The following is a 20099-nucleotide window of genomic DNA, read 5'->3' as shown; positions in this document are numbered from 1 at the left end:
CCCCGCTCCCCCCCTCGGGGCGCCGCCGGTGCGGTTTCCCGGCTCACCGGCTGAGCGCCGGGCCGGAATGCCGACGCCGTTCGCAGAGACGGCGGCGGCTGGGCAGGAAGTCAGGAGACCATGAGCAGACGGCTTTCCACTCCGATGTATTCGCCGTTGACCCCGTCGGCGTCGGGTGAGGCGAGCAGTTTGACGTTCTTCGCCGCCGCGGCCACCAGCGACGCGTCGACCCGGGTCTGCCAGGCGGACGCCGAGCGCGCGGCACCGCGTACCGAGACACGCTGGCCCAGCGGTGAGTTGAGGGTCACGACGTTGCAGGTGATGCCGTGAAACGCCTCGTCGCGGGCCATCCGGCTGACGAAACCGCGGAGCGCCGCCTCGGAGGTGCTGCCGAACTGCCGCGCGGAGAGACCGTCCTGGGCGGAGGTACAGAGGAAGATGACGCGTCCCTGCCCGCTCTCCCGGAGCGCGGGCAGCACCCTGCGGATCAGCCGGAAGGTACCGATGATCCGGTTGTCGGCGACGGAGACGAAGCGGTCGTCCCTCAGCATCAGATCGCACGACAGGTCGATGGAGGCGATCACGACGCCGACCGGCCCGTGACGCTCCTCGACGAGAGCGAGCGCCCCGTCGATCTGCGACTCGTCCGTCACATCGCAGGCCACGGTCAGGTCGGGGTCGTCGGGGACGTGCGGCCCGGAGTACAGCGCGGCGACGCGGTCACCGCACTCCTGGAGCGCCTTCGTGATCCCCTGACTTACCTCACTGTGACCATCAACGATGAGCACGGACCGCTGGGATGGCATTGCGAGTCCCCTACCTTTCGCGAATGCAGCAGACACTCTGCATTGTTCACCTGCGACAGGTCAGAGTCTTACGGCCGACGGCCGGTCTTTCCACGCAAAAGACATGCAGATAATTGTGAGCCCGCTGCTCAGCGGGCAGTTACGGGGGAAATATGACACTCTCGGCCCAGGACGCGACGGCGCTGCGCACGTTGCTGGAGAGCCGCCGGGCGGCCATCGCGCCCGAGACGGTGGGCTATACCGAGCGCAGCGGAGCCGGCCGCCCGGTCAACGGGCTGAGTCAGGAGCAGATAGACGCGCTGACACACCGGGCCCGGGGCACCTACGGGCGCCTCATCAACGGACCGGAGCACCGGCCGAATCCGACGTATCTCGGCGATCTCGCCCGGTTACTGAGGATGACGGAGCAGGAGTGGACGACGCTGTACTGGCTGACCCGGCGCGAAGTCCCCGCACCGCTCCACAACACCTCGGGCATGGAAGTGCCGGGCGCCTGGAAGGCCGTCGAGCTGATCCACGGCGTCATGGCCTATCTGGTCGACTCCGCCTGGAATCTGATCACGTGCAACAAGGAGTACGAGGAGCTCTTCCCCGGCGGGAAGGCGCCGCGGAACGCCCTGATGTTCATGGCGATCAGTCCGGAACGCCATGCGCTGCTGCTGGACTGGGAGCGCAGCTGGGCACCTTTCGTACTCGGCCAGTTGCGGCGGGCGACCCAGGAACGGCCGGAGAACAAGGACCTGGCGCGGATCGAGGAGTGCGTTCTGCGCGACCCCGTGGCCGGGCCGCTGTACGAGGCAACTCCCTTTCTGGCACTGCCATTTCCGGACGGGGCACAACGCCCTTTGTGGCACCCGAAGTTGGGCGAGGGGATGGTGAACGTCTGCGCCGCGGAGCCGGTCACGTCGGTGGGCTCCCGGCTGATCCTGCTGTCGTTCCAGCCCGGCCCGCCGGGAGAACACCGCAGAAACCCCGATCTGCGCGCGGCCCACAATTCACTGGGCTGAACAGCTTTTTGATGGGTGATCACACGAAGCCGCCCCCACGCATCACAGGTGATCAGACTGCGTAACTTTCGTGAAAGATGTATCGCACTGGCGTACGTTGTTCGTACATGTAATCGAGCATCAATGGGAGCCACCCATGCCCGCCTACGTCAGCCGCCCCGCGATCGTTCTGCCTCAATTCGAGGTGAGCACCCGCGACATCATCGACGACATCGCACGGAACCACCCGGACGACCCGCGGCTGAAGGTGTACGAGCGAGTGCTCGGCAACCTCCAGGTCGACAAGCGATACTTCGTGGCCCCCCTCGACTCACCGGTCATCTCGGGGGACGCGGGCATCACGGACCGGGTCAGCACCGGCTTCGACCACTCGGTACGGATGGGCGAGCAAGCTGCGCGCAAGGCCATGGCTCAGGCGGGTGTCCAGCCGTCCGAGATCGGTGCCATTGTCACGTCGCACTCCACCACCTGGGGCGTGCCGGCACACGATGTGCGGCTCAGCAACGCCCTCGGGCTACCGATGCACACCCGGCGCATCGCGATGACCACACTGGCCTGCGGCGGCGGCGTACAGGCGCTGATCCGTGGCGTACAACTGGCAGCGGAGGAGCCCGGAACGAAGGTTCTCGTGGTCGTGTCCGAGGTCATCAGCTCCGTGTACAACCACCGTGACACAACCATCCAGTCCATGATCTACAAAGCGCTGTTCGGCGATTCCGCGGGCGCCTGCGTCGTCTCCACGACCGCTCCCGGCACACCCGGAATCCGGATCGAGGATCCGGTGAGCGCGAACGCCCTCGAACTCCTGCTGCCCGACACCGAGGACCTGTACAGCGGCAAACTCGACACCAGCGGGCTGCACTTCGACAGCACGAAGGCGGGCCAGAAGGGTGCGCTGGACTCGATGCCGCACGTCCTCGACTGGCTGGACCACAAGGTGCCGGACTGGGCCGTCATCCACCCCGGCAGCCCCGGCATCATCACCGATGTCGCCAAGAGCCTCGGGCTGACCGAGGAGCACACGCGGCATTCGCGCGCCGTCCTGGCCGAGACCGGCAATCTGGGCGGGGTCAGTGTGCTGGCCGTGCTGGACAAACTGCATACGGCGCCGCCCTCCGCGGGCGAGTCGGGCGTCGCGGTGGCCTTCGGACCGGGCTTCGTCACCGCGGCACTGCGCTGTACGTGGTCCGCGCCCACCGGGGACTGACGGGGCTCGCAGCGGCTTGCGCGCCCTGATGCCCAGGACGACAGGAAAGGGCGCCCCGTGCTCGGCAAACCCTCCGAACGCGGGCTCCACGCCGGGAGACCACTGAAACAAGCGTCTGAAACAGGCGGGGCAGCGGCAGATGCCCCGCCCCGCCCCCGCCTCCGCCCCGCAGTCCTCGCCCCGCAGCCACCCCGTCGCCCTCTTGACCGGACACGGTCAGTTAGCTGAATGTGTGGTGGGCCCGGACCGCAACCCATCCCAGGAGGCAGAAGTGAGACGTTGGAAGACGCGCGGCGCGGTCGCCGCGGTCGCGGCACTGCTGTTCGCCGGAACGGCATCTCCGGCATCAGCTGCCCTGACAACGTTGTCCAGCGCCGATCCGCCTGGTGCGCGGCTCGTCGACGACCCCGCCGACTACGTGGATCCGCTGATCGGCACCGGAAGCGGCGGCTCCACCGTCGGCGAGATCAACAACTTCCCGGGCCCCGCCACTCCGTTCGGCATGATGCAGTTCTCCCCGGACACCGTCGGCTCGTACGCCGGTTACCAGTACCACAGCGACACCCTGCGGGGATTCAGTATCGATCACGCGTCGGTGGGCTGCACCGCCTTCGGGGATGTGCCGATCCTGCCGGTGACGGGTGACATCGGCCCAGCGCCGTGGGACAGGACCGAGCACTTCTCGCACACCGGCGAGAAGGCGGAGCCGGGGTACTACGCGGTGACCCTCGCCGACTCGAAGGTGCGCGCCGAGCTCACCGCGTCGACCCGCACCGGGCTCGCGGCCTTCACCTTCCCCAAGGGGGCGGACGCCGCCCAGGTCCTGGTCAAGGGCGGGGCGAGCCTCGCCGGTGACAAGCGGGCCGACATGCACATCGTCGGCGACCGGGAGGTCACCGGTTCCGCCACCACCGGGAACTTCTGCGGGAAGGGCAACGAGTACACCGTTCACTACGCAATCACCTTCGACCGTCCCTTCACCGCCCACGGCACCTGGGACGGCAAAGCGGTGTCCCAGGGCAGCTACGCGGTGGACGCGCCCAAGGCAGGCGCCTATCTGACGTTCGGCACCACCGGGTCCAGCACCGTACGCGCCAAGATCTCCATGTCGTACGTCTCGGTGGACGGCGCCAAGGCCAATATGGCGTCCGAGGTGCCCGGCTGGAGCCTCGACAGCCTGCGCAAGCAGACCCGCGCCCGGTGGACCTCCGCGCTGCGCAAGGTCCGTGTCGCGGGCCGGGACACCGGTCAGCTGAAGACCTTCTACACCTCGCTCTACCACTCGCTGATGCACCCGAACACCTTCAACGACGTGGACGGACGCTACATCGGCTTCGACAACAGAATCCGCAAGCTGCCCGAAGGCCGTACGCAGTACGCGAACTTCTCGGACTGGGACACCTACCGCTCGCTCGCCCCGCTCCAGGCCATGCTGTGGCCCAAGGAGGCGAGCGACATGGCGCAGTCCCTGGTCAACGACGCCACACAGGGCGGCTGGTGGCCGCGCTGGCCGTTCGCCAACGGCTACACGGGCCAGATGACCGGCGACAGCTCGGTGGCCCTCATCGCCAGTCTGTACGCGTACGGGGCCCGGGACTTCGACCTCAGGACAGCACTCAAGTACCTGGTCAAGGGCGCGACCACGGTGGACAGCACACCCGGCGCCTACCAGGAGCGCCCCGGCATCGCCGACTACGTGAGGCGCGGCTACGCACCGAACAACGACGCGGCGCGCGGCGACCACCAGCGCGTCGGTGGCTCGGAAACGCTGGAGTGGGCGATCGACGACTTCTCCATCGCCCAGCTCGCGACCGCGGCCGGGGACCGGAAGACCGCCAGGACCTTCACGCTGCGCGGCCAGAACTGGCAGAACATCCTCAACCCCGCGACCGGATATCTCCAGCCGCGCGGTGAGGACGGCCGCTTCCCCGACGGGCCGGGCTTCCAGCCGCCGCCCGAGGGCAAGTTCGGCCAGGACGGCTTCGACGAGGGCAACGCCGCCCAGTACAACTGGCTCGTCCCGCAGAACACCGCGGGCCTGATCACCGCGATGGGCGGGCGCGACGCGGTGTCGCAGCGCCTGGACACGTTCTTCACGAAGCTCAACGCGGGCCCCAACGAGCCCTATATGTGGGCGGGGAACGAGATCGACTTCGGGGTGCCATGGGTCTACGACTACCTCGGTCAGCCGTGGAAGGCGCAGAAGGCCGTACGGTCCGTGGCCACCTCGCTCTTCAGCCCCACGCCGGACGGCGAGCCGGGCAACGACGACCTGGGTGCCCAGTCCTCCTGGTACGTCTGGGCCGCGCTCGGCATCTATCCCGCGACGCCCGGCACATCCGATCTGGCCGTGCACAGCCCGCTGTTCGAGCGTGCGGTGCTCGACCTGCCGGGCAAGGGGCGCGACTTGGACATCCGCGCCCCGAAGGCGTCGACGACCACTCCTTACGTCCATGATCTGACGCTCGACGGACGGGACTGGGAGCGCACCTGGCTGCCCAGGTCGGCGGTGTCCAGGGGCGGGCGGCTGGACTTCACCCTGTCCGCCACACCCGACACCCACTGGGCGACGTCGGCTTCGGCCGCGCCGCCGTCCTACCGCACGGGCGAGCGGTCCTTCCTGGCGAACGCGACGCCCAACCAGGTCACCGCGGCTCCGGGCGGCGACGGCGCCACGGTCACCGTCGACGCCCAGCGCCTCGCCGGAGCGGACCGCGCCCTGACCGTCAAGGCGTCCCCGCCGAAGGGGCTGACGGTGTCGGCGCCCACACGGCAGCTCAGGCTGGACAGGGCCACCGGGACCGGAAGCGTCGGCCTGAAGGTCGAGGCGGGGAGGGAGACGCCCGAGGGCTACTACGAGGTTCCGCTGACCGTACGCGGTTCAGGGAAGGGGAACTCCGTACGGCTGTCGGCGATCGTCCTGGTGGCGGCGGACGGCAGCCCGGCTGCCGCCTACGACAGCACCGGGATCTCCGACGACGCGGACCACGGGCAGGCCGACTTCGACGGCGCGGGCAACAGTTACTCGCGGCAGGCGCTTGCCGCCGCCGGTCTGCGGGGCGGAGCGCGGGTCGAGGTGTCGGGCACGTCGTTCGTGTGGCCCGCGGCTCCGCAGGGCCGCCCGGACAACGTGGTCGCGAACGGCCGGACGCTCGATCTCTCCCGGAGCGGCAAGGACGCGAAGCGGCTGCTGTTCGTCGGCGCGGCCACCAACGGGGATCACCAGGACAGCGCGAAGGTGACCTTCACCGACGGCAGCACCGGTACGGCTGATCTCTCGTTCGGTGACTGGACGCTGCCGGGCGGCGGTTCGGACCCCGTCCTCGGGAACACGCTGGTGGCGCGGGCCGCACACCGCAACCAGCCCGGTGGCACCGGCGGCCCGGCGGACGTCTTCGCCACCACGCCCTTCGACGTCCCGGCCGGAAAGCGGATCAGGAGCGTGACGCTGCCGAAGAATCCGCAGCTGCATGTGTTCGCGGTCGGGCTCGGCTGACCGACGGTCCTCGGGACAAGCACAGCGCCTACCGGCCCCGCCGGTAGGCGCTGCCGTCCCTGGAGCGGGTCAGCAGGCCCGCCACCACGAGATAGCGGCGCAGCGCCGCGCAGTCGTCGTGCACCGTACGCAAGGCGTCGTTGACCTCGGGCTCGGTGTACTCCCGGCCCCGCTCGAACAGGGTCTCCGCGAGGTGGCCGAGCAGCTGCTCACGGCGGGCGGCCTTGCGCGGGATCGCGGTGAGACGGCCACGGGAGAACAGCGCCATGACCCCGTGCGAACCGCTGGATGCGTTGTCGGACATGGCCGGAAGCCTTCCGCACGGAGCGCCCGCGGAGCAACGTCTTTTCGCGTTACCCGGCCGCGTTGGTCCGGTGGGCGGGGGCCTTGCCGTCCGCGCGGGCGAGCAGTGCCTCCTCCTCCTGGACCGTGTAGCCGCGGCGGATGGGCGGTTCGCCGCGTTCACGGTCCCAGGCGAGGACGTCCGCCGCGGTGGTCTCCAGCGGTGTCGCGGGCAGGCCGGCGGCGCGGGCCCTTGCCGGACTGCGTTGCTGTGAGGGCCAGTTGGGCCGGACCAGGGGGAACATCCGTGATCCGGGCTCCGGGGGCACCCGTACGGTCTCCGCTTCGGTGCCCGCGGCCCGCGCACAGGTTTCGATCAGGCCGCCGAGGGTGGTCGGCTCGGCGGGCCCGACCGCGTGGTAGACACCGGGCCGGTCGTCCATGAGCAGGCGCACCACAAGCCCGGCCAGGTCGCGGGAGTCGATGACCTGCACCGGCTGCGCCGGGTCGGCGGGCAGCGCGATCCGTCCGCCGCGTGCGGCTCTGCGCACCCAGTAGGTGAAGGTGTCCGATGGGTCGTGCGGCCCTGCGACTTTCCCGGGGCGCACGAGCGTCGCGCGGGCGCCGTACCGGGCCAGTACATCGTCCTCGCAGGCCACTTTGGAAGGGCCGTAGGTCTCGTCGTCCAGCGACTCGGTGCTGTCCACATGGCGTACGGGTGCGCGGCGCGGGGTGTCCTCGTCCGAGCCCGGCCCCACCCCCGAGCGCTGGTACACCGCGTGGCTGGAGATGAAGAGGTACCGGCCGCAGCGGTCCCCGATGGTGTCCATGGCCTGGCCGACGTGGCGCGGCACGTATCCGCTGACGTCCGCGACCGCGTCCCAGCGGCCGTCGCGCAGTGCCCCGTACTCCCCTGTGTCGCGGTCGCCGGTGAGACGGGCCGTGCCGGGGAAGAGATCGGCGCCGGTCCTCCCCCGGCCGAACAGGGTCACGTCCGCCCCATGGCGGAGTGCCTCCTCCACGATGGCGCGGCCCACGAATGACGTACCGCCGAGAACCAGAACGCATAACCGCCGAGCATACCGGCAGCCCGTACCGGCGGCCGGCCGCCGTCTCCTGATACCGGATCAGGCACCGGCGCCGTCCCCTGACAGCGGGTCAGGGAGTGTCGCCCTGCCAGTCCCACAGCAGCGCCCCGGCCGCGCGCGGGCCGTACCGCGCGTGGCCGCCGGGGCCGTGGGAGCCTATCTCCGTCGCCAGGGCCGCCCCGTCCATGAGGCGTGGGCCCGGCCAGCCGGTGACGTCGAGCAGCAGGCCGTCGAGCGGTCCGCCCACCAGCTCCCGGTAGTCGTGTCCCGGGCGCGGGCCCGGGTCCGGGTCGTCGTGGTCCGCGCCGTAGACCCGGCGCCAAGTCTGTCCGTTCATGCGGTTCAGCATCTCAGCCACCACTGACAACCGGCCGGGCCGAGCAGCGTACGGCGCGCGCCCCCTCGCTCAGCTGGGACCCGTCTCTCTCATGGGCCGGGTGCTGTACGACAGTCAGCTGACCGGAACCGCAGGGATGCCGGGGTTTTAGGTCAACCCTTCGGAATTAAGTGCGTGTGAATTCTTCCGCTGCATTGACAGAAACAACATGAACGGCGGAGCATGCGGCCATGGCAGAACCGACCGATGCCCTGCAGCGCTTGCGCAGGGCCAACGAAGCCGCCGTACTCGGTGAGCTGCGCCGCTCCGGCGCACTCAGCCGCGGCGAGCTCAAGACCAGAGTCGGTCTCTCCCGCACCACCCTGTTCGCGATCGTCTCCGACCTGCTTATGCGCAAGGCAGTCATGGAGCAGCCCGCCGCCGACTCCGCGCTGCCCCGCGGCCGCGGCAGACCCGCACTGGAGATCTCGCTCAACGCCCGCGGCGCCGAGCTGATCGGTATCGACCTCCAGCGCAACCGGATCCATGTGGTCATCGCCAACTGCGCCCATGAGGTGGTCGGCCGGTCCAGCGCCCCGCTGCCCGTGGACAGCGGTCCGGACGAGCGCGCGGCGCAGGCGATCGCGGCAGTCGAGGAGCTGGTGCGCCGGGAGGGGATCAGCCTCACGCCCATCGAGGGAATCGGCCTCGGCCTGCCCGGTTTCGTCCAGGATCCGGCGTCCGGCGACCCGGACAGCAAGACGCCGTTCGCCCAGCAGGTCGCCTCAGCACTGGGCCGCCGCTTCGGTGTTCCTGTCGTCACCGAGAACAACTCACGCCTCGCCGCCCTGGCCGAGGTCACCTGGGGTGCGGCCCGGGGCCGCGACAACACCGTCTTCCTCGCCTGGTCCGACTGGGTCGGTGGCGGGCTCGTCGTGAACGGCGTGCTGGTGCACGGCGCACACGGCGCGGCCGGCGAGATCGGCCACACCAGCTGTGATCCCGACGGGCCGCTCTGCCACTGCGGCGGCCGGGGCTGTCTGGAGGGCATCATCAGGATTCCGGCGCTGCTGGCCGCCTGCGCGGAGCGCGGGGTGGCGGCCGGGGACGCGGCCGGGCTGATCGCGCTCGCTGCCGAAGGCCGGCCGGAAGTGGCCGCCGTGATGCGCGGCGCCGCCACCACCGCCGGCCGGGTCCTCGCGGCCCTCGCCGCCCAGGTCGACCCCGAATGCATCGTGGTCTACGGCGAACCGGCCGCGCTGGACGCCCTGGTCCTGGCCCCGATCCGGGAGCAGCTCGCCGCCCTGTCCCTGCCCTCCGCCCCCCGCACCCTCACGGTCTGCGGCTCGGACCTGGGCGCCGACGCCGCCGCGCTCGGCGGGGTGGCTCTGCTGCTGCACACCACAGGACAGGATGTGGACGAGCTGCTCGGCCGCCCGGTTCCGGGCCCGGCCGCGCCGGATGAGACCGTGGCAGGCCGGCCCGGGGCGGCAGCCACCGCGGCCGGCCCCGACCACACGGAAGGTATGTGATGAGTGCGTGCTGCGGACCCGCGCGGGGTACGGCACCGGGCGCCGGGGCGACGGTCCCCTCCCCTCCCCCGGCGGACTTCGCCGTCCCCCAGCGCCGTCCCGCCGATGTGCTGCGCGGCATGGTGCCCATACCGGGGGGACCGTTCCTGATGGGCGGCGAGGACGCCGACGCGTTCCCCGCCGACGGTGAGGGGCCGGTCAGGGAGGTGAGCGTCGGCGCGTTCCACATCGACGCGGTCTGTGTCACCAACGGCAGGTTCGCCGCGTTCGTGAAAGCCACCGGATACCGCACCGAGGCCGAACTCATCGGCTGGTCCTATGTGTTCGGTGCCTCCGTACCCCCGCAGGCGCGCCATGCGGTGCTGCCGGGCACGGTCCCGGGAGCGCCCTGGTGGCGGGCGGTGGCCGGTGCGTACTGGCGCGAGCCCGAGGGCCCGGGCTCGTCGGCCGGGGACCGCCGGGGCCACCCGGTGGTCCATATGTCCTGGAACGACGCCAACGCCTACGCCCGCTGGGCCGGCAAACGGCTGCCCACCGAGGCCGAGTGGGAGAAGGCCGCCCGTGGCGGGCTGTCGGGCGCCCGCTTCCCGTGGGGCGACGAACTGACGCCGCGCGGCAGGAACCGCTGCAACATCTGGCAGGGCGACTTCCCGCTCCGCAACACCCGTCACGACGGCGGCGGTACCGATCCGGCCACCGCGTACGCCCCGAACGGCTATGGGCTCCACAACACTTCGGGCAACGTCTGGGAGTGGTGCGCCGACCGCTTCAGCGCCGACTGGCACAGCGCCGACCGCCCGGAGACACGTACCGATCCCGCCGGCCCGCCCACCGGGGAGAACAGGGTGCTGCGCGGGGGCTCGTACCTCTGCCACCGTTCGTACTGCAATCGCTACCGGGTGGCCGCCCGTACGTCGAACACACCCGACAGCACGACCGGCCACGGCGGGTTCCGCTGCGCGCTCTGACCCGATCGGCCTGTCGTCCGGTGCGCCGCCGCGCCCTGTGAGGGGGCGCGTGGTGGTCTCCCGTACGGGCCGGGGCCTCAGGCCGCCTTGCGTTCCTCGCGGGCCGCGATGGGCACATCGAGGGTGCGGGCGAGGCCGACGACCCCTTCGTCGAGGCGCTGCAGATGCCGCAGCACGCGGAAGGTGACCGTGCCCGACCGCAGGACCTCGGACGAACTGCTCTCCAGCATGGCGGCGATGCTGGCGCCGGACTCGACCTCGCCCCCGGCGTTCTCGTCCGCCACCCGCGCCGCGATCACATCGATGTTGTGGGCGATCCGGACACCGGACCGCTCCAGCCGCGGGTCGGCCGCGACGGTCTTGCTGTAGGGCACGAGCTCGGCCGTCGCGGCGAGCGAACGCGCGTGGTACGCACAGGTCTCCAGCACCGCGACCAGATAGCGGGCCGTCTGCCGGCGCACCCGCAGCGGGGTGATCGGGTGCGTCAGGGGCTGGGTGGAGCGGCGCAGGTCGTCCAGGGCGGTGTCCAGATCGCGCGCCATGTCCAGGAGGTCGGCCGGAGGTCCGCCGCTGAGCTGGGAGACGGCGGCCGACGCGACGTCCCGCAGCCGGTCGAGCACCGTGCCGAGTTCCTCGTCGGTACGGCGGTCGGTGTGCACGGGGAGCACCAGTACGGCCGCGATGACCCCGCAGGCGGCGCCGAGCGCCGTCTCCTCGATCCGCAGCACCAGGACGGAGAGGCTGTAGGTGTTGAGGAGGGTGTAGAGCAGTCCCAGCATCGCCGTGACGAAGAAGGACATCAGCGCGTAGGAGAGGGGCGCGGTGAAGAACATCCCGAAGATGAAGAGCAGGACCAGGGCGAACGCGGTCCAGGTGTGGTTGCCGACGAGCCCCGCGAGAGCGACACCGGCGACGACGCCGAGGACCGTGCCGAGCAGCCTCCGGTAGCCCTTGACGAGGATCTCGCCGGTGGACGCGGTGTTGAGGAAGACCACCCAGCAGGTCAGCACCGCCCAGTACCAGCGCTGGCTGGACAGGAACTCGCCGCCGACGATGGCGAGCGTCGAGCCGACCGCGACCTGGAACGCCGTCCGCGTGGTGCGCCGCTGGAGCCCGGTCTCGTCCTCATCGGTCTCCTCGGCGCGGGTGATGGCCACGTCCTCGGCCTCGAACTCCTCGCGGGAGCGGGTCGTCTCGGGGGTGTCGTCCGACTCGTCCTGCGGTCCGTCCAGCGCGAGCCGCAGCCCGAGCACGGAGCGCGCTGCCTCACCGAGGCCGCGGAACACGTCCTGTACGGCGAGTGAGGCCCGCGGCAGATTCTCCTCGTCCCGGTAGCCGAGCAGCCTGTTGCGCAGATGGGCCAGGGCCGTGCCGCGCTCGTCGGGGGAGAGCCGGGTCACCACCAGATGCAGCGCGTTGAGGTCCCGGCGCAGCAGGGCGGTGATCTCGTCCGTACCGCCGATGCCCGGGGCGCCGGACTGTCCGCTGCCCGGGGCGGCCGGGATCCGTGCGTTCGGCAGATGCAGGGTGAGGGTGTCGGCGCGCTCCGCCGTGCGGGCGTTGAGGAGCAGCATACCGAGGCGCTCGGCGGCGATCTCGGCGTCCGCGATCCTGCGCTGGACCAGTGCGGCCGATGCCGGGTCACGGGTGCCGGTCTCCAGCTGGCCCTGGATCATGAGGGCCGTCTGGTGGAGCCGGGCGGTACGGCCGCGCAGATCGTCGAGGACCTTGTCGAGCTGTCCGGGGGTGGCGTCGAGCACTTCTATCTGGGTGGCCACCAGCTGTGCGAGCCGGGCTCTGAAGGCTTCCCGCAGCCGGCCCAGGGTGCGCTCGGGAGTCTCGGGCACGACGGCGAACCGTACGACGGCACTGCTCACGAAGGCGATGGTCAGCGTCAGATACAGCTGGGGCAGGGTGGCGACCGTGGCGTGCACGAACAGTGAGACGAAGTAGACCTGGAAACCGATCAGGCCGAGCGCCGTGCCCCGGTCGCCGAAGCGGCGTGAGTAGACGGCGCCGAAGATCAGCACGACGAAGAAGATGTCACCGGTGATGATGCGGGCGTTGAGCAACGCCCCCAGCGACATCGAGGCGAGGGCGACGGGGAGGCCGAATCCGAGGGTGATGGCCTGCCCGCGTACGTCCTTCTCCCTGATCGCGAAGGTGGAGACCATGGCGGCCATCGCCCCGGCGACCAGGAGCGGAACGGGCGTGTGGAAGAGCGAGAGCACGATGAGCGCGAGCCCGATCGCCGCGACGGTCCGCAGCCCCGCCATCAGTCGCAGGAATCCCGGGTCGGATGCCGCGTAGCGGTCCCAGGTTCCGGTCCGTGTCCGCCGTGTTGCTGCCATCGCGCTGCCGTACTCCCCTGTTCTCCGGCCCGGGTCCGGTGTCGCCCCCCAGCATCGCATGGCCCGGTTCTCCGGGATCCGAGCAGGTCAGGGGCGGCTGGGATCGGGCAGTCCGGGGGTGCTCCCGGGCTCGGTCCGCGGGTGCGCCCTGAGGTGCCCGGCGCCTGAGCGGACCGCCCAGCCGAAGACCGCCAGCGAGACGGCGGCCACCACCGCCGAGTCGTACGGGGCGGGCAGCCTGGCCGAACCGCCGAAACTTCCCAGCCAGGACAGCAGGGTCAGCGCGGCCAGATAGAAGACCAGCCAGGCGCCGTGCCGCAGCTCGTCGCGCGGGGGCGGCCCGCCGGAGCCCCGCCGCAGGATCAGGAACAGCGGAACGCCTATCAGGACCATCGGCAGCGCGAGCCGCAGGTTGTGCCAGCCCGACCAGAAGACGAACTCACCCGCCACCATGAAACTGACGGGCGCGATCCAGCGCACTCCGGGTACCCGACCGTCGGCCCTCAGCACTCCGCGCTCCCGGTCGTGCGCCCGGAACACCGCGGCGGCGACCGCCGACGCCGCGTAGATGAGCAGATACATGTCGCCCATGACGCTGACGATGTCCTGCCAGCCGCCGAACGGCAGCATGAAGACGATGATGACCGCGAGGTTGAGCAGCAGCGCCCGGTGCGCCACTCCGGAGCGGGGGTCGATCCGCATGAAGAAGCGGGGCAGCAGGCCGTTCTTGGCCAGCGCGTAGGTGTGGCGGGCGTCGATGGCCACACCGACGTACGCCGAGCCGCCCGGCGAGAGCACCGCGTCCGCGTAGAGGAGGGTCGCGAGCCAGTGCAGGTTGAGCACCAGGGCGAGCTGGCCGAACGGCGACTCGAAGTTGACACCGCGCCAGCCGTGTCCCAGCAGGGAGTCCGGGACGGTGAAGAGGAACGCCAGCTGGAGCGCGAGGTAGACCACGACGGCGAGTGCGATCCCGGTGAGTACGGCGGCGGGCACGGTCCTGCGCGGGTTGCGGGCCTCACCGGAGAAGTCGAGGGGTGACTGGAAGCCGTTGACGGAGTAGATGATGCCGCCGCCCGCGAGGGCGGTGAGACAGGCGGCGTAGCCGTACGGTGCGAAGCCGCCGTGGTCGGTGAGGCGGCCGGAGTGGGTGCCCGAGAGGAAGAGGGCGATCACGGTGACGACGGGGATGACGACCTTGAGCAGCGACACCAGGTTGTTCACCCGTGCGAACAGGCGTACCGCGAACCAGTTGAGCGCGAACAGCAGCACACTCAGCGCGGCGGCCGCGCCGAAGCCGGTCGCGGTGAGTCTGCCTCCGCTGTAGAGACCGGGCACGTAGTGCGCCGCGTACTGCATGATGGCGCTGATCTCAGCTGCCGTACCGCCGATCGACAGCAGGACGGACCAGCCGACCACGGTGCCGACCAGCCGTCCGCTGGCGTACAGCGGCCAGCGCACGGTGCCGCCGCCCTCCGGACGGGTCGCCCCGAGCTCCACCATCACCAGCGCGACCAGAGCGCACAGCGCGCCGGCGGCGATCCAGGACAGCAGGGCGGCCGGGCCGGCGGTCTGGGCGGCGTAGAGGGCGGCGAACAGCCAGCCGGAACCGAGGATGTTGGAGAACCCGATGGAGGTCAGACCCCAGAACCCGAGGTCCTTGCGGAGCCGGTGTTCCTGGGAGAGCGCCTCCGGGACGGAACGTAACTCGGACGGCTCGTTCTCCGGCACGTGACACGTCTCCTCGCCTGGCTGCGTGATCTACGGATGCCCAGAGCGCCACACTGTAACCACGGGCACCGCCCGTACCCGCACATTCGCGCCACTGTGCGGTCGGCCGTTCGAGGGGCCGGTCGGCCGGTGGACCGGGGTGCTCGGTGGCCGGTCAGCCTGTGGGCGGGGGGTGCCCGGTGGGCGTCAGTCGTCCCGGCCGGGGGTCGCGCCGAGCGCGAGGGCGCTGTCCGGAACGCCGCCTCCCGGCACGGCCCCACCGGTCACCAGGTCCACCCACGCGCGGGCCAGCACACGGTGGCCGAAGGGCGTGGGGTGCACTCCGTCCCCGGCGACGTGCGCGGCGCCGCCCGCGCTGCGGGCCGCCTGGTTGAGCAGCCCGTCAGCCGCGAGCAGCGCGGCGTCGAACTCTTCGGCGAGCCTGCGCACCACGTGGATCCGCGGGTCGAGATCCTCCCGCCAGGCCCACTGTTCGGGGTGCACGGGGACCAGGAAGGGTTCGACCAGGAGAAGCCGGGCTCCGCAGCTGTCCCTGATGCGGGTCAGGATGTGGCGGTAGTCCTTCTCGTACGCGTCGACGGTGGTGGGGCTGCCCGCGTCGTACCGGCGCCAGGTGTCGTTGACCCCGATCATGACGGACAGCAGGTCGGGGGCGAGCGCCACGGCGTCCTTGTGCCAGCGGGCGCGCAGATCGGCGACGCGGTCTCCGCCGATACCCCGGTTGACGAAGGTGAATTCGCTGTCCGGGCGGGCCGTCCGCAGCAGGTCGGCGCTCATTCCGGCGTAGCCATGGCCGAGTTCGTCAGTGGAGTGGACCACGCGGTCCGCGTTGGTGATGCTGTCGCCCTGGAAGAGAATGGTCGCGCGGCTGGGCAGCTGAAGGGGCACAGGGACTCCGTGAGAGCGGCGAGTACGGCGGGCCGGCCCGGAGGGCCGGGTTCCACGGAAACGTACTACCGAAGCCGCGCACTGATCGAACCCGTACGGAAGACGGTGAGCGCCTGGACAACTGCGCCGTATTCGCCTCTTCCGGGTACGGGGAGGGAATCGGACAGCAGAGCCATGAGTGAATTCCTGACGCACCGAGCGCGGTGCGGAATGGCAGGCGGTTCGCGGGATCCTGAGCGTTCCCACAGGAGCCTGCTCATGCGCTCGGACACTGATTCAGCTGTCTCAGAAAACGAACGGCCCCGGCGACTGCGCCGTCGTGGCCGTGCAGTTGACCGCCACACCGAAGATGGTCATCGAAAGCGCCGTACCGCCGGTGTACGAGTCGAGGTGGTCGCCCGCTGCGACCTTCCCGGTCAGCGGGCCGATGGTGACGGCCGAACCGGCCGCGAGGTCGGGGTTCTTCGTGCCGGAGAACACCGTGGTGCCGCTGCCGTTCTTCGCGAGGGTGAGTTTCGCGGTCATGGAGTCCTTGGCGACGTGGACGGGCGTGGTCACTGCCGAGGTCAGCGTGATCGTCGCCGCCGTGCCGCTCTGGGTGGCGGTCAGGGTGGCCGAACCGCCGCCCCAGACACCGCAGTTGTACGTCGCCGTCACAGTCTGCGGCGTCACCGCTGATGCCGACGAGGTGAAGCCGAGGCCCACCACCGCCGCCGCTCCCACAGCGACCGCGGCGCGCAGGGCGGCTCTGCTGCTTCTGCTTCCGTGTCTCATGAAGTGTTCCTTCCTTCGCGTCAACTGACCTTTCGAGCGCACCGGTACCCGCCCCTTTCTCCCCCGGGTCGTCTGCCGATTTCCTGGCAGCTCTCAGAACATTTCCGGAGAGAGAATGTTTCATCTGACGGGCCGTCGGATGCCGTTGTTCATTGATGCGCGGGCGGTAAGTGATTACAAGGGACACGGCCTTGATTCTTAACGGCCGATCTCCGCGGTGGAATCAGAACTGACCTGAACAAGCCACTTCCGCCCTGACCCGGACCCAGGCCGTCCGCGGCCCGGCTCTGCGCGGTCCCCGGCCCGGCATCGGAGCGGCATCGGAGCGGTCCGGGAGCGGTCAGGGAGCAGTCCCGTGGGCGCCGCCGGTGGCGGATCCTCTCCCCTGCCGCCCATCACCCCAGGTCCAGGCATCACCGCAGGTCAAAGCTGGTGGCGTAACAAAGGCGAAATATGCTGGACGTACCTTGGGCGACCGGTGGTGAACGGCATCACCGGGTCGCGCCCCCGGGCGGCGGCGTACGGCAGGGACGGAGCGGCGACCATGGAACACACACCGCCGGGCTCTCCGGAACCCTCTCCCGCACGGCGCGCCGACCGGGCCCGCAATGTGGCCGAGGTGCTGCGGCAGCAGGCCGCCGCCGGGCTGTACCCCACCGGTTTCCTGCCGGACGAACGCCTGCTCTCGAAGGACTTCGCGGTCTCCCGCAACACGGTCCGCCAGGCGCTGCTGATCCTGCGGGACGAGGGCCTTGTCGAGCGCAGGCGGGGTGTGGGAACGGTCCTGCTCAACCGCAAGCACTCGCATCCGCTGGAACGGCTGGCCGGGCTGGCCGAGACGCTGAAGTCGCACGGCACGGTCGACAACGAGGTGCGGGCCGCGGGCACGCTCGTCCCGCCCGCGCAGGTCGCCCGGCGGCTCGCGGTGGCCGACGGCGAACCGGTAGTCCGCCTTGAGCGCCTGCGGCGGCTGGACGGCGCCCCGCTCTCCCTGGACCTCACCTATCTCCCGGTCGACATCGGGCTGCCCCTGCTGGACCTCGATCTGGAGAACCAGGACGTCTTCGCGCTCATCGAGCAGTCCTGCGGGCAGCGGCTGGGGGCCGCGGAGGTGACGGTCCAGGCCGTGAACGCCGATCCCCACACCGCCCGGATCCTGGCGGCGCCCGCGGGGACCGCCCTGTTCGCCGTGGAGCGCCTCAGCAGGCTCGCGGACGGCCGCCCCGTCGACCTGGAATTCCTCTCCGTACGCGGCGACCGGCTCACGCTCCGGGCCGATCTGCACCGCACCGCACCGGCCGCCGGCTGACGCGTCCGCTTCCGCACCCCTCTCCCCTGCCCGCTCCACCCCGACCGAGGGTGTGCTCGACGCGCCCGCCGACCAGGAGGGTCCCTTGCCCCGTCGCCCGGCCGTTCCAGAGCCTGTCCGGCCCCAGTCCCCGCCCTCGTCCGGCCGTACGGAGAGCCGTACGGACAGCCGCCGCACGGACAGCCGCCGCACGGCCGGATCGCGCGCGGCCGTTGTCGTCATGTGCCTGTGCGTCACCCTGGTGGTGGGCATGGTCTCGGCCGTCAATCTGGCGATCCCCTCACTGTCGGCGAGTTCGCTCCACCCGTCCGCGGCGGCCGTGCTCTGGGTGGTCGACGGGTATGTGGCGGTCTTCGCCTGTCTGGTCGTACCCGCGGGGGCGGTGGCCGACCGTATGGGCCGCAAGGGTGTGCTCCTCACCGGCCTGGTCCTCTTCGCTCTCGGGTGCGTGCTCGCCGCCGCGGCGCCCGATGTGGGCGTGCTGATCGCCGGGCGGATGGTCAGCGGGGTGGGGGCCGCGGCGGTCCTGCCCACCACCCTGGCGCTCATGGTCACCGGCGCCCCCGACGGCCGGCGGTCGCGGCTCATCGCCCTGTGGGCGTCCATGACGGGGCTCGCCGCCGTGCTCGGGAACGTCGGCGGCGGCGCGGCGATCCAGGGCGGGTCCTGGCGCTCCCTCTTCCTGTACGCGGCTCCCCTGGCCCTCGCGGCCCTGCTGCTGGCCGCGCTCGTCGCCCCCGCACCTCCCCGCCACACCCGGCCGGTCGGCCCGGTCAGCGCGCTGCTGCTGACCCTCGGCTTCCTGGCCCTGCTCTTCGCCGTCGTCTCCGGACCTGAACAGGACTGGGGCAGCGCACAGGTCCTGGGTGCCTTCGCAGCCGCCGTCCTCCTGCTGACCCTCTGGACCGTCCACGCACTGCGCGAGGAACACCCGATCCTCGACCCCCGGCTGCTGGCCGGCCCGGCCGTCCGGGCGGGCGCCGTGGGCATGGTCTCCGTCTTCCTCGGCATGTTCGGGCTGTTCTATCTGAACGGCCAGTACCTCCAGTACGTCAAGGGCTACTCCGCGCTGGGGGCCGGGATCCGGCTGCTGCCCATGGCCGCCGCCCTGCTGCTCGCCCCGCGCTGCACGACGGTGCTCCGGCTCCGGCTGCAGAGCCGCACCGTCATCAGCCTCGGACTGCTCGTTCTGGCCTGCGGCCTGTGCACCGTCTCGCGGGTCGGTCCCGACACCCCTTACCCGGTGTACGCACTCGGGGCGGGGCTGACCGCGGCCGGGTGCGGGCTGGCCACGCCGCTGCTCTCCGAGACCCTGATGTCGGCCCTGCCGCCGGACCGGGCGGGTCTCGGCTCCGGGCTGCAGAGCCTGACCCGCGAACTGGGCAGCGCGCTCGGGGTGGCGCTCACCGGCACCCTGATCACCGCGGGTTTCACAGCGAGGCTGCCGGCCGGGCTGCGGGGCCCGGACGCGCCCACCACCGTGGCCGGAGCGGAGGCCATGGCCGCCGGTCCGCAGCTGCACCGGGCCGTGATCACCGCCTTCACGGACTCTCTCGGCACGAGCATGCTGGTGCTGGCCGGTCTGGTCGTCGCCGCGGGCGCTCTCGTCCTCACCTGGCTGCCAGAGGAGTCACACGTACAGATCTGAGCCGCTGCGATGAGTCCGGGCCCGCACGGGAGTCGGTACAGATACGGAAGCGGACACACGACCACCGCAGGAGACTCCCATGCCCCGGATCACCCCGAATCTCTGGTTCGACACCGAGAGCGAGGAGGCCGCCGCGTTCTACGTGTCGGTGTTCCCCCGCTCGGAGATCAAGTCCGTCACGCACTACACGGCGGCAGGCCCGCGACCCGCGGGCACCGTACTGACCGTCGATTTCGTCCTGGACGGCCAGGAGTACACCGCGATCAACGGCGGTCCCCAGTTCACCTTCAGCGAAGCAGTCTCACTGATGGTCAACTGCGCCGATCAGGACGAGATCGACTACTACTGGGCCAAGCTGAGCGAGGGCGGCCAGGAAGGGCCGTGCGGCTGGCTGAAGGACAAGTACGGCGTGTCCTGGCAGGTCGCTCCCAGCGGGATGCACGAGATCCTGACCGACCCCGACCCGGCGCGCGGCGAGCGGGCGATGCGGGCCGTGTTCGGCATGAAGAAGCTCGATCTGGCCGCGATCCGCGCCGCCGCCTACGACCAGGCGTAGGGCCGGTGGTCAAGGTGCCGCCTGCCTTCAAGCACCGCAGGGCCTCCCGTGCGGCCCGCGGCCCCCCCGGCCCGGTGGCGCGGGCGCCCACGGCCCGCCGGGGCCCGGAGACGGGGCCGCCCGGCCCCCCCGCCAGCCGGGGT

Annotated in this window: 16 protein-coding genes; 8 read left to right on the top strand and 8 right to left on the bottom strand. The window is 70.9% G+C overall.

Going from position 1 to position 20099, the window contains the following annotated elements; translation table 11 throughout:
- Positions 1-110 precede the first annotated feature (110 nt).
- Entirely contained in the window at positions 111-806 is a 696-nt protein-coding gene (locus ACFXBC_RS29115; protein WP_385030886.1) for an SDR family NAD(P)-dependent oxidoreductase, read from the bottom strand.
- A gap of 152 nt (positions 807-958) precedes the next feature.
- On the opposite strand from ACFXBC_RS29115, the gene ACFXBC_RS29110 reads away from it, so the two are divergent.
- The 3 genes from ACFXBC_RS29110 to ACFXBC_RS29100 all read left to right on the top strand — a co-directional run bounded on the left by ACFXBC_RS29110 (position 959) and on the right by ACFXBC_RS29100 (position 6516).
- Positions 959-1813: an XRE family transcriptional regulator gene (locus ACFXBC_RS29110; protein ID WP_385030883.1), complete on the top strand. Its 855-nt coding sequence runs from the start codon at positions 959-961 to the stop codon at positions 1811-1813.
- A 136-nt stretch (positions 1814-1949) separates the two neighbouring features.
- Complete coding sequence (locus ACFXBC_RS29105; RefSeq protein WP_385030880.1) at positions 1950-3020, top strand: 3-oxoacyl-[acyl-carrier-protein] synthase III C-terminal domain-containing protein; 1071 nt, start codon at positions 1950-1952, stop codon at positions 3018-3020.
- 271 nt (positions 3021-3291) lie between these two features.
- Entirely contained in the window at positions 3292-6516 is a 3225-nt protein-coding gene (locus ACFXBC_RS29100; protein WP_385030877.1) for a GH92 family glycosyl hydrolase, read from the top strand.
- Positions 6517-6544: 28 nt separating this feature from the next.
- Here ACFXBC_RS29100 and ACFXBC_RS29095 read toward each other — a convergent pair whose 3' ends face one another.
- From ACFXBC_RS29095 to ACFXBC_RS29085, 3 genes are all read right to left on the bottom strand, one after another.
- Positions 6545-6820, bottom strand: coding sequence for a DUF2087 domain-containing protein (locus tag ACFXBC_RS29095; protein ID WP_385030874.1), 276 nt, complete (start codon positions 6818-6820; stop codon positions 6545-6547).
- Positions 6821-6869: 49 nt separating this feature from the next.
- Positions 6870-7859: an NAD-dependent epimerase/dehydratase family protein gene (locus ACFXBC_RS29090; RefSeq protein ID WP_385030889.1), complete on the bottom strand. Its 990-nt coding sequence runs from the start codon at positions 7857-7859 to the stop codon at positions 6870-6872.
- 97 nt (positions 7860-7956) lie between these two features.
- Positions 7957-8223, bottom strand: coding sequence for a hypothetical protein (locus ACFXBC_RS29085; RefSeq protein WP_385030871.1), 267 nt, complete (start codon positions 8221-8223; stop codon positions 7957-7959).
- A 230-nt stretch (positions 8224-8453) separates the two neighbouring features.
- On the opposite strand from ACFXBC_RS29085, the gene ACFXBC_RS29080 reads away from it, so the two are divergent.
- Complete coding sequence (locus ACFXBC_RS29080) at positions 8454-9734, top strand: ROK family protein (RefSeq protein WP_385030868.1); 1281 nt, start codon at positions 8454-8456, stop codon at positions 9732-9734.
- On the top strand, positions 9734-10702 hold the full coding sequence (locus ACFXBC_RS29075) for a formylglycine-generating enzyme family protein (protein ID WP_385030865.1): 969 nt from the start codon (positions 9734-9736) through the stop codon (positions 10700-10702). Before ACFXBC_RS29080 ends, ACFXBC_RS29075 begins: the two co-directional genes overlap by 1 nt.
- Before the next feature lie 77 nt (positions 10703-10779).
- Here the strand turns inward: ACFXBC_RS29075 and ACFXBC_RS29070 are convergent, their stop codons facing one another.
- From ACFXBC_RS29070 to ACFXBC_RS29055, 4 genes are all read right to left on the bottom strand, one after another.
- Positions 10780-13053, bottom strand: coding sequence for an FUSC family protein (locus tag ACFXBC_RS29070; RefSeq protein WP_385030862.1), 2274 nt, complete (start codon positions 13051-13053; stop codon positions 10780-10782).
- Between the two features lie 87 nt (positions 13054-13140).
- Positions 13141-14781 carry an APC family permease gene (locus tag ACFXBC_RS29065; RefSeq protein ID WP_385030859.1) on the bottom strand — a complete coding sequence of 547 codons (1641 nt, stop codon included), beginning with the start codon at positions 14779-14781 and terminating at the stop codon, positions 13141-13143.
- 186 nt (positions 14782-14967) lie between these two features.
- Entirely contained in the window at positions 14968-15669 is a 702-nt protein-coding gene (locus ACFXBC_RS29060; RefSeq protein ID WP_385030856.1) for an SGNH/GDSL hydrolase family protein, read from the bottom strand.
- 285 nt (positions 15670-15954) lie between these two features.
- Positions 15955-16443 carry a hypothetical protein gene (locus ACFXBC_RS29055; RefSeq protein ID WP_385030854.1) on the bottom strand — a complete coding sequence of 163 codons (489 nt, stop codon included), beginning with the start codon at positions 16441-16443 and terminating at the stop codon, positions 15955-15957.
- Between the two features lie 544 nt (positions 16444-16987).
- On the opposite strand from ACFXBC_RS29055, the gene ACFXBC_RS29050 reads away from it, so the two are divergent.
- The 3 genes from ACFXBC_RS29050 to ACFXBC_RS29040 all read left to right on the top strand — a co-directional run bounded on the left by ACFXBC_RS29050 (position 16988) and on the right by ACFXBC_RS29040 (position 19956).
- Positions 16988-17752: a GntR family transcriptional regulator gene (locus tag ACFXBC_RS29050; protein WP_385030852.1), complete on the top strand. Its 765-nt coding sequence runs from the start codon at positions 16988-16990 to the stop codon at positions 17750-17752.
- Positions 17753-17837: 85 nt separating this feature from the next.
- Complete coding sequence (locus ACFXBC_RS29045; protein ID WP_385030849.1) at positions 17838-19400, top strand: MFS transporter; 1563 nt, start codon at positions 17838-17840, stop codon at positions 19398-19400.
- Positions 19401-19479: 79 nt separating this feature from the next.
- The gene (locus tag ACFXBC_RS29040; protein ID WP_385030846.1) at positions 19480-19956 is read left to right on the top strand and encodes a VOC family protein; all 477 of its coding nucleotides are present in this window, start codon (positions 19480-19482) and stop codon (positions 19954-19956) included.
- Positions 19957-20099: the final 143 nt, after the last annotated feature.

The sequence above is a fragment of the Streptomyces sp. NPDC059398 genome, assembly GCF_042751845.1.
Lineage (GTDB): Bacteria > Actinomycetota > Actinomycetes > Streptomycetales > Streptomycetaceae > Streptomyces.
Note: the sequence above shows the minus strand (reverse complement) of the source record. Positions and strands in the feature narration are given on the sequence as shown.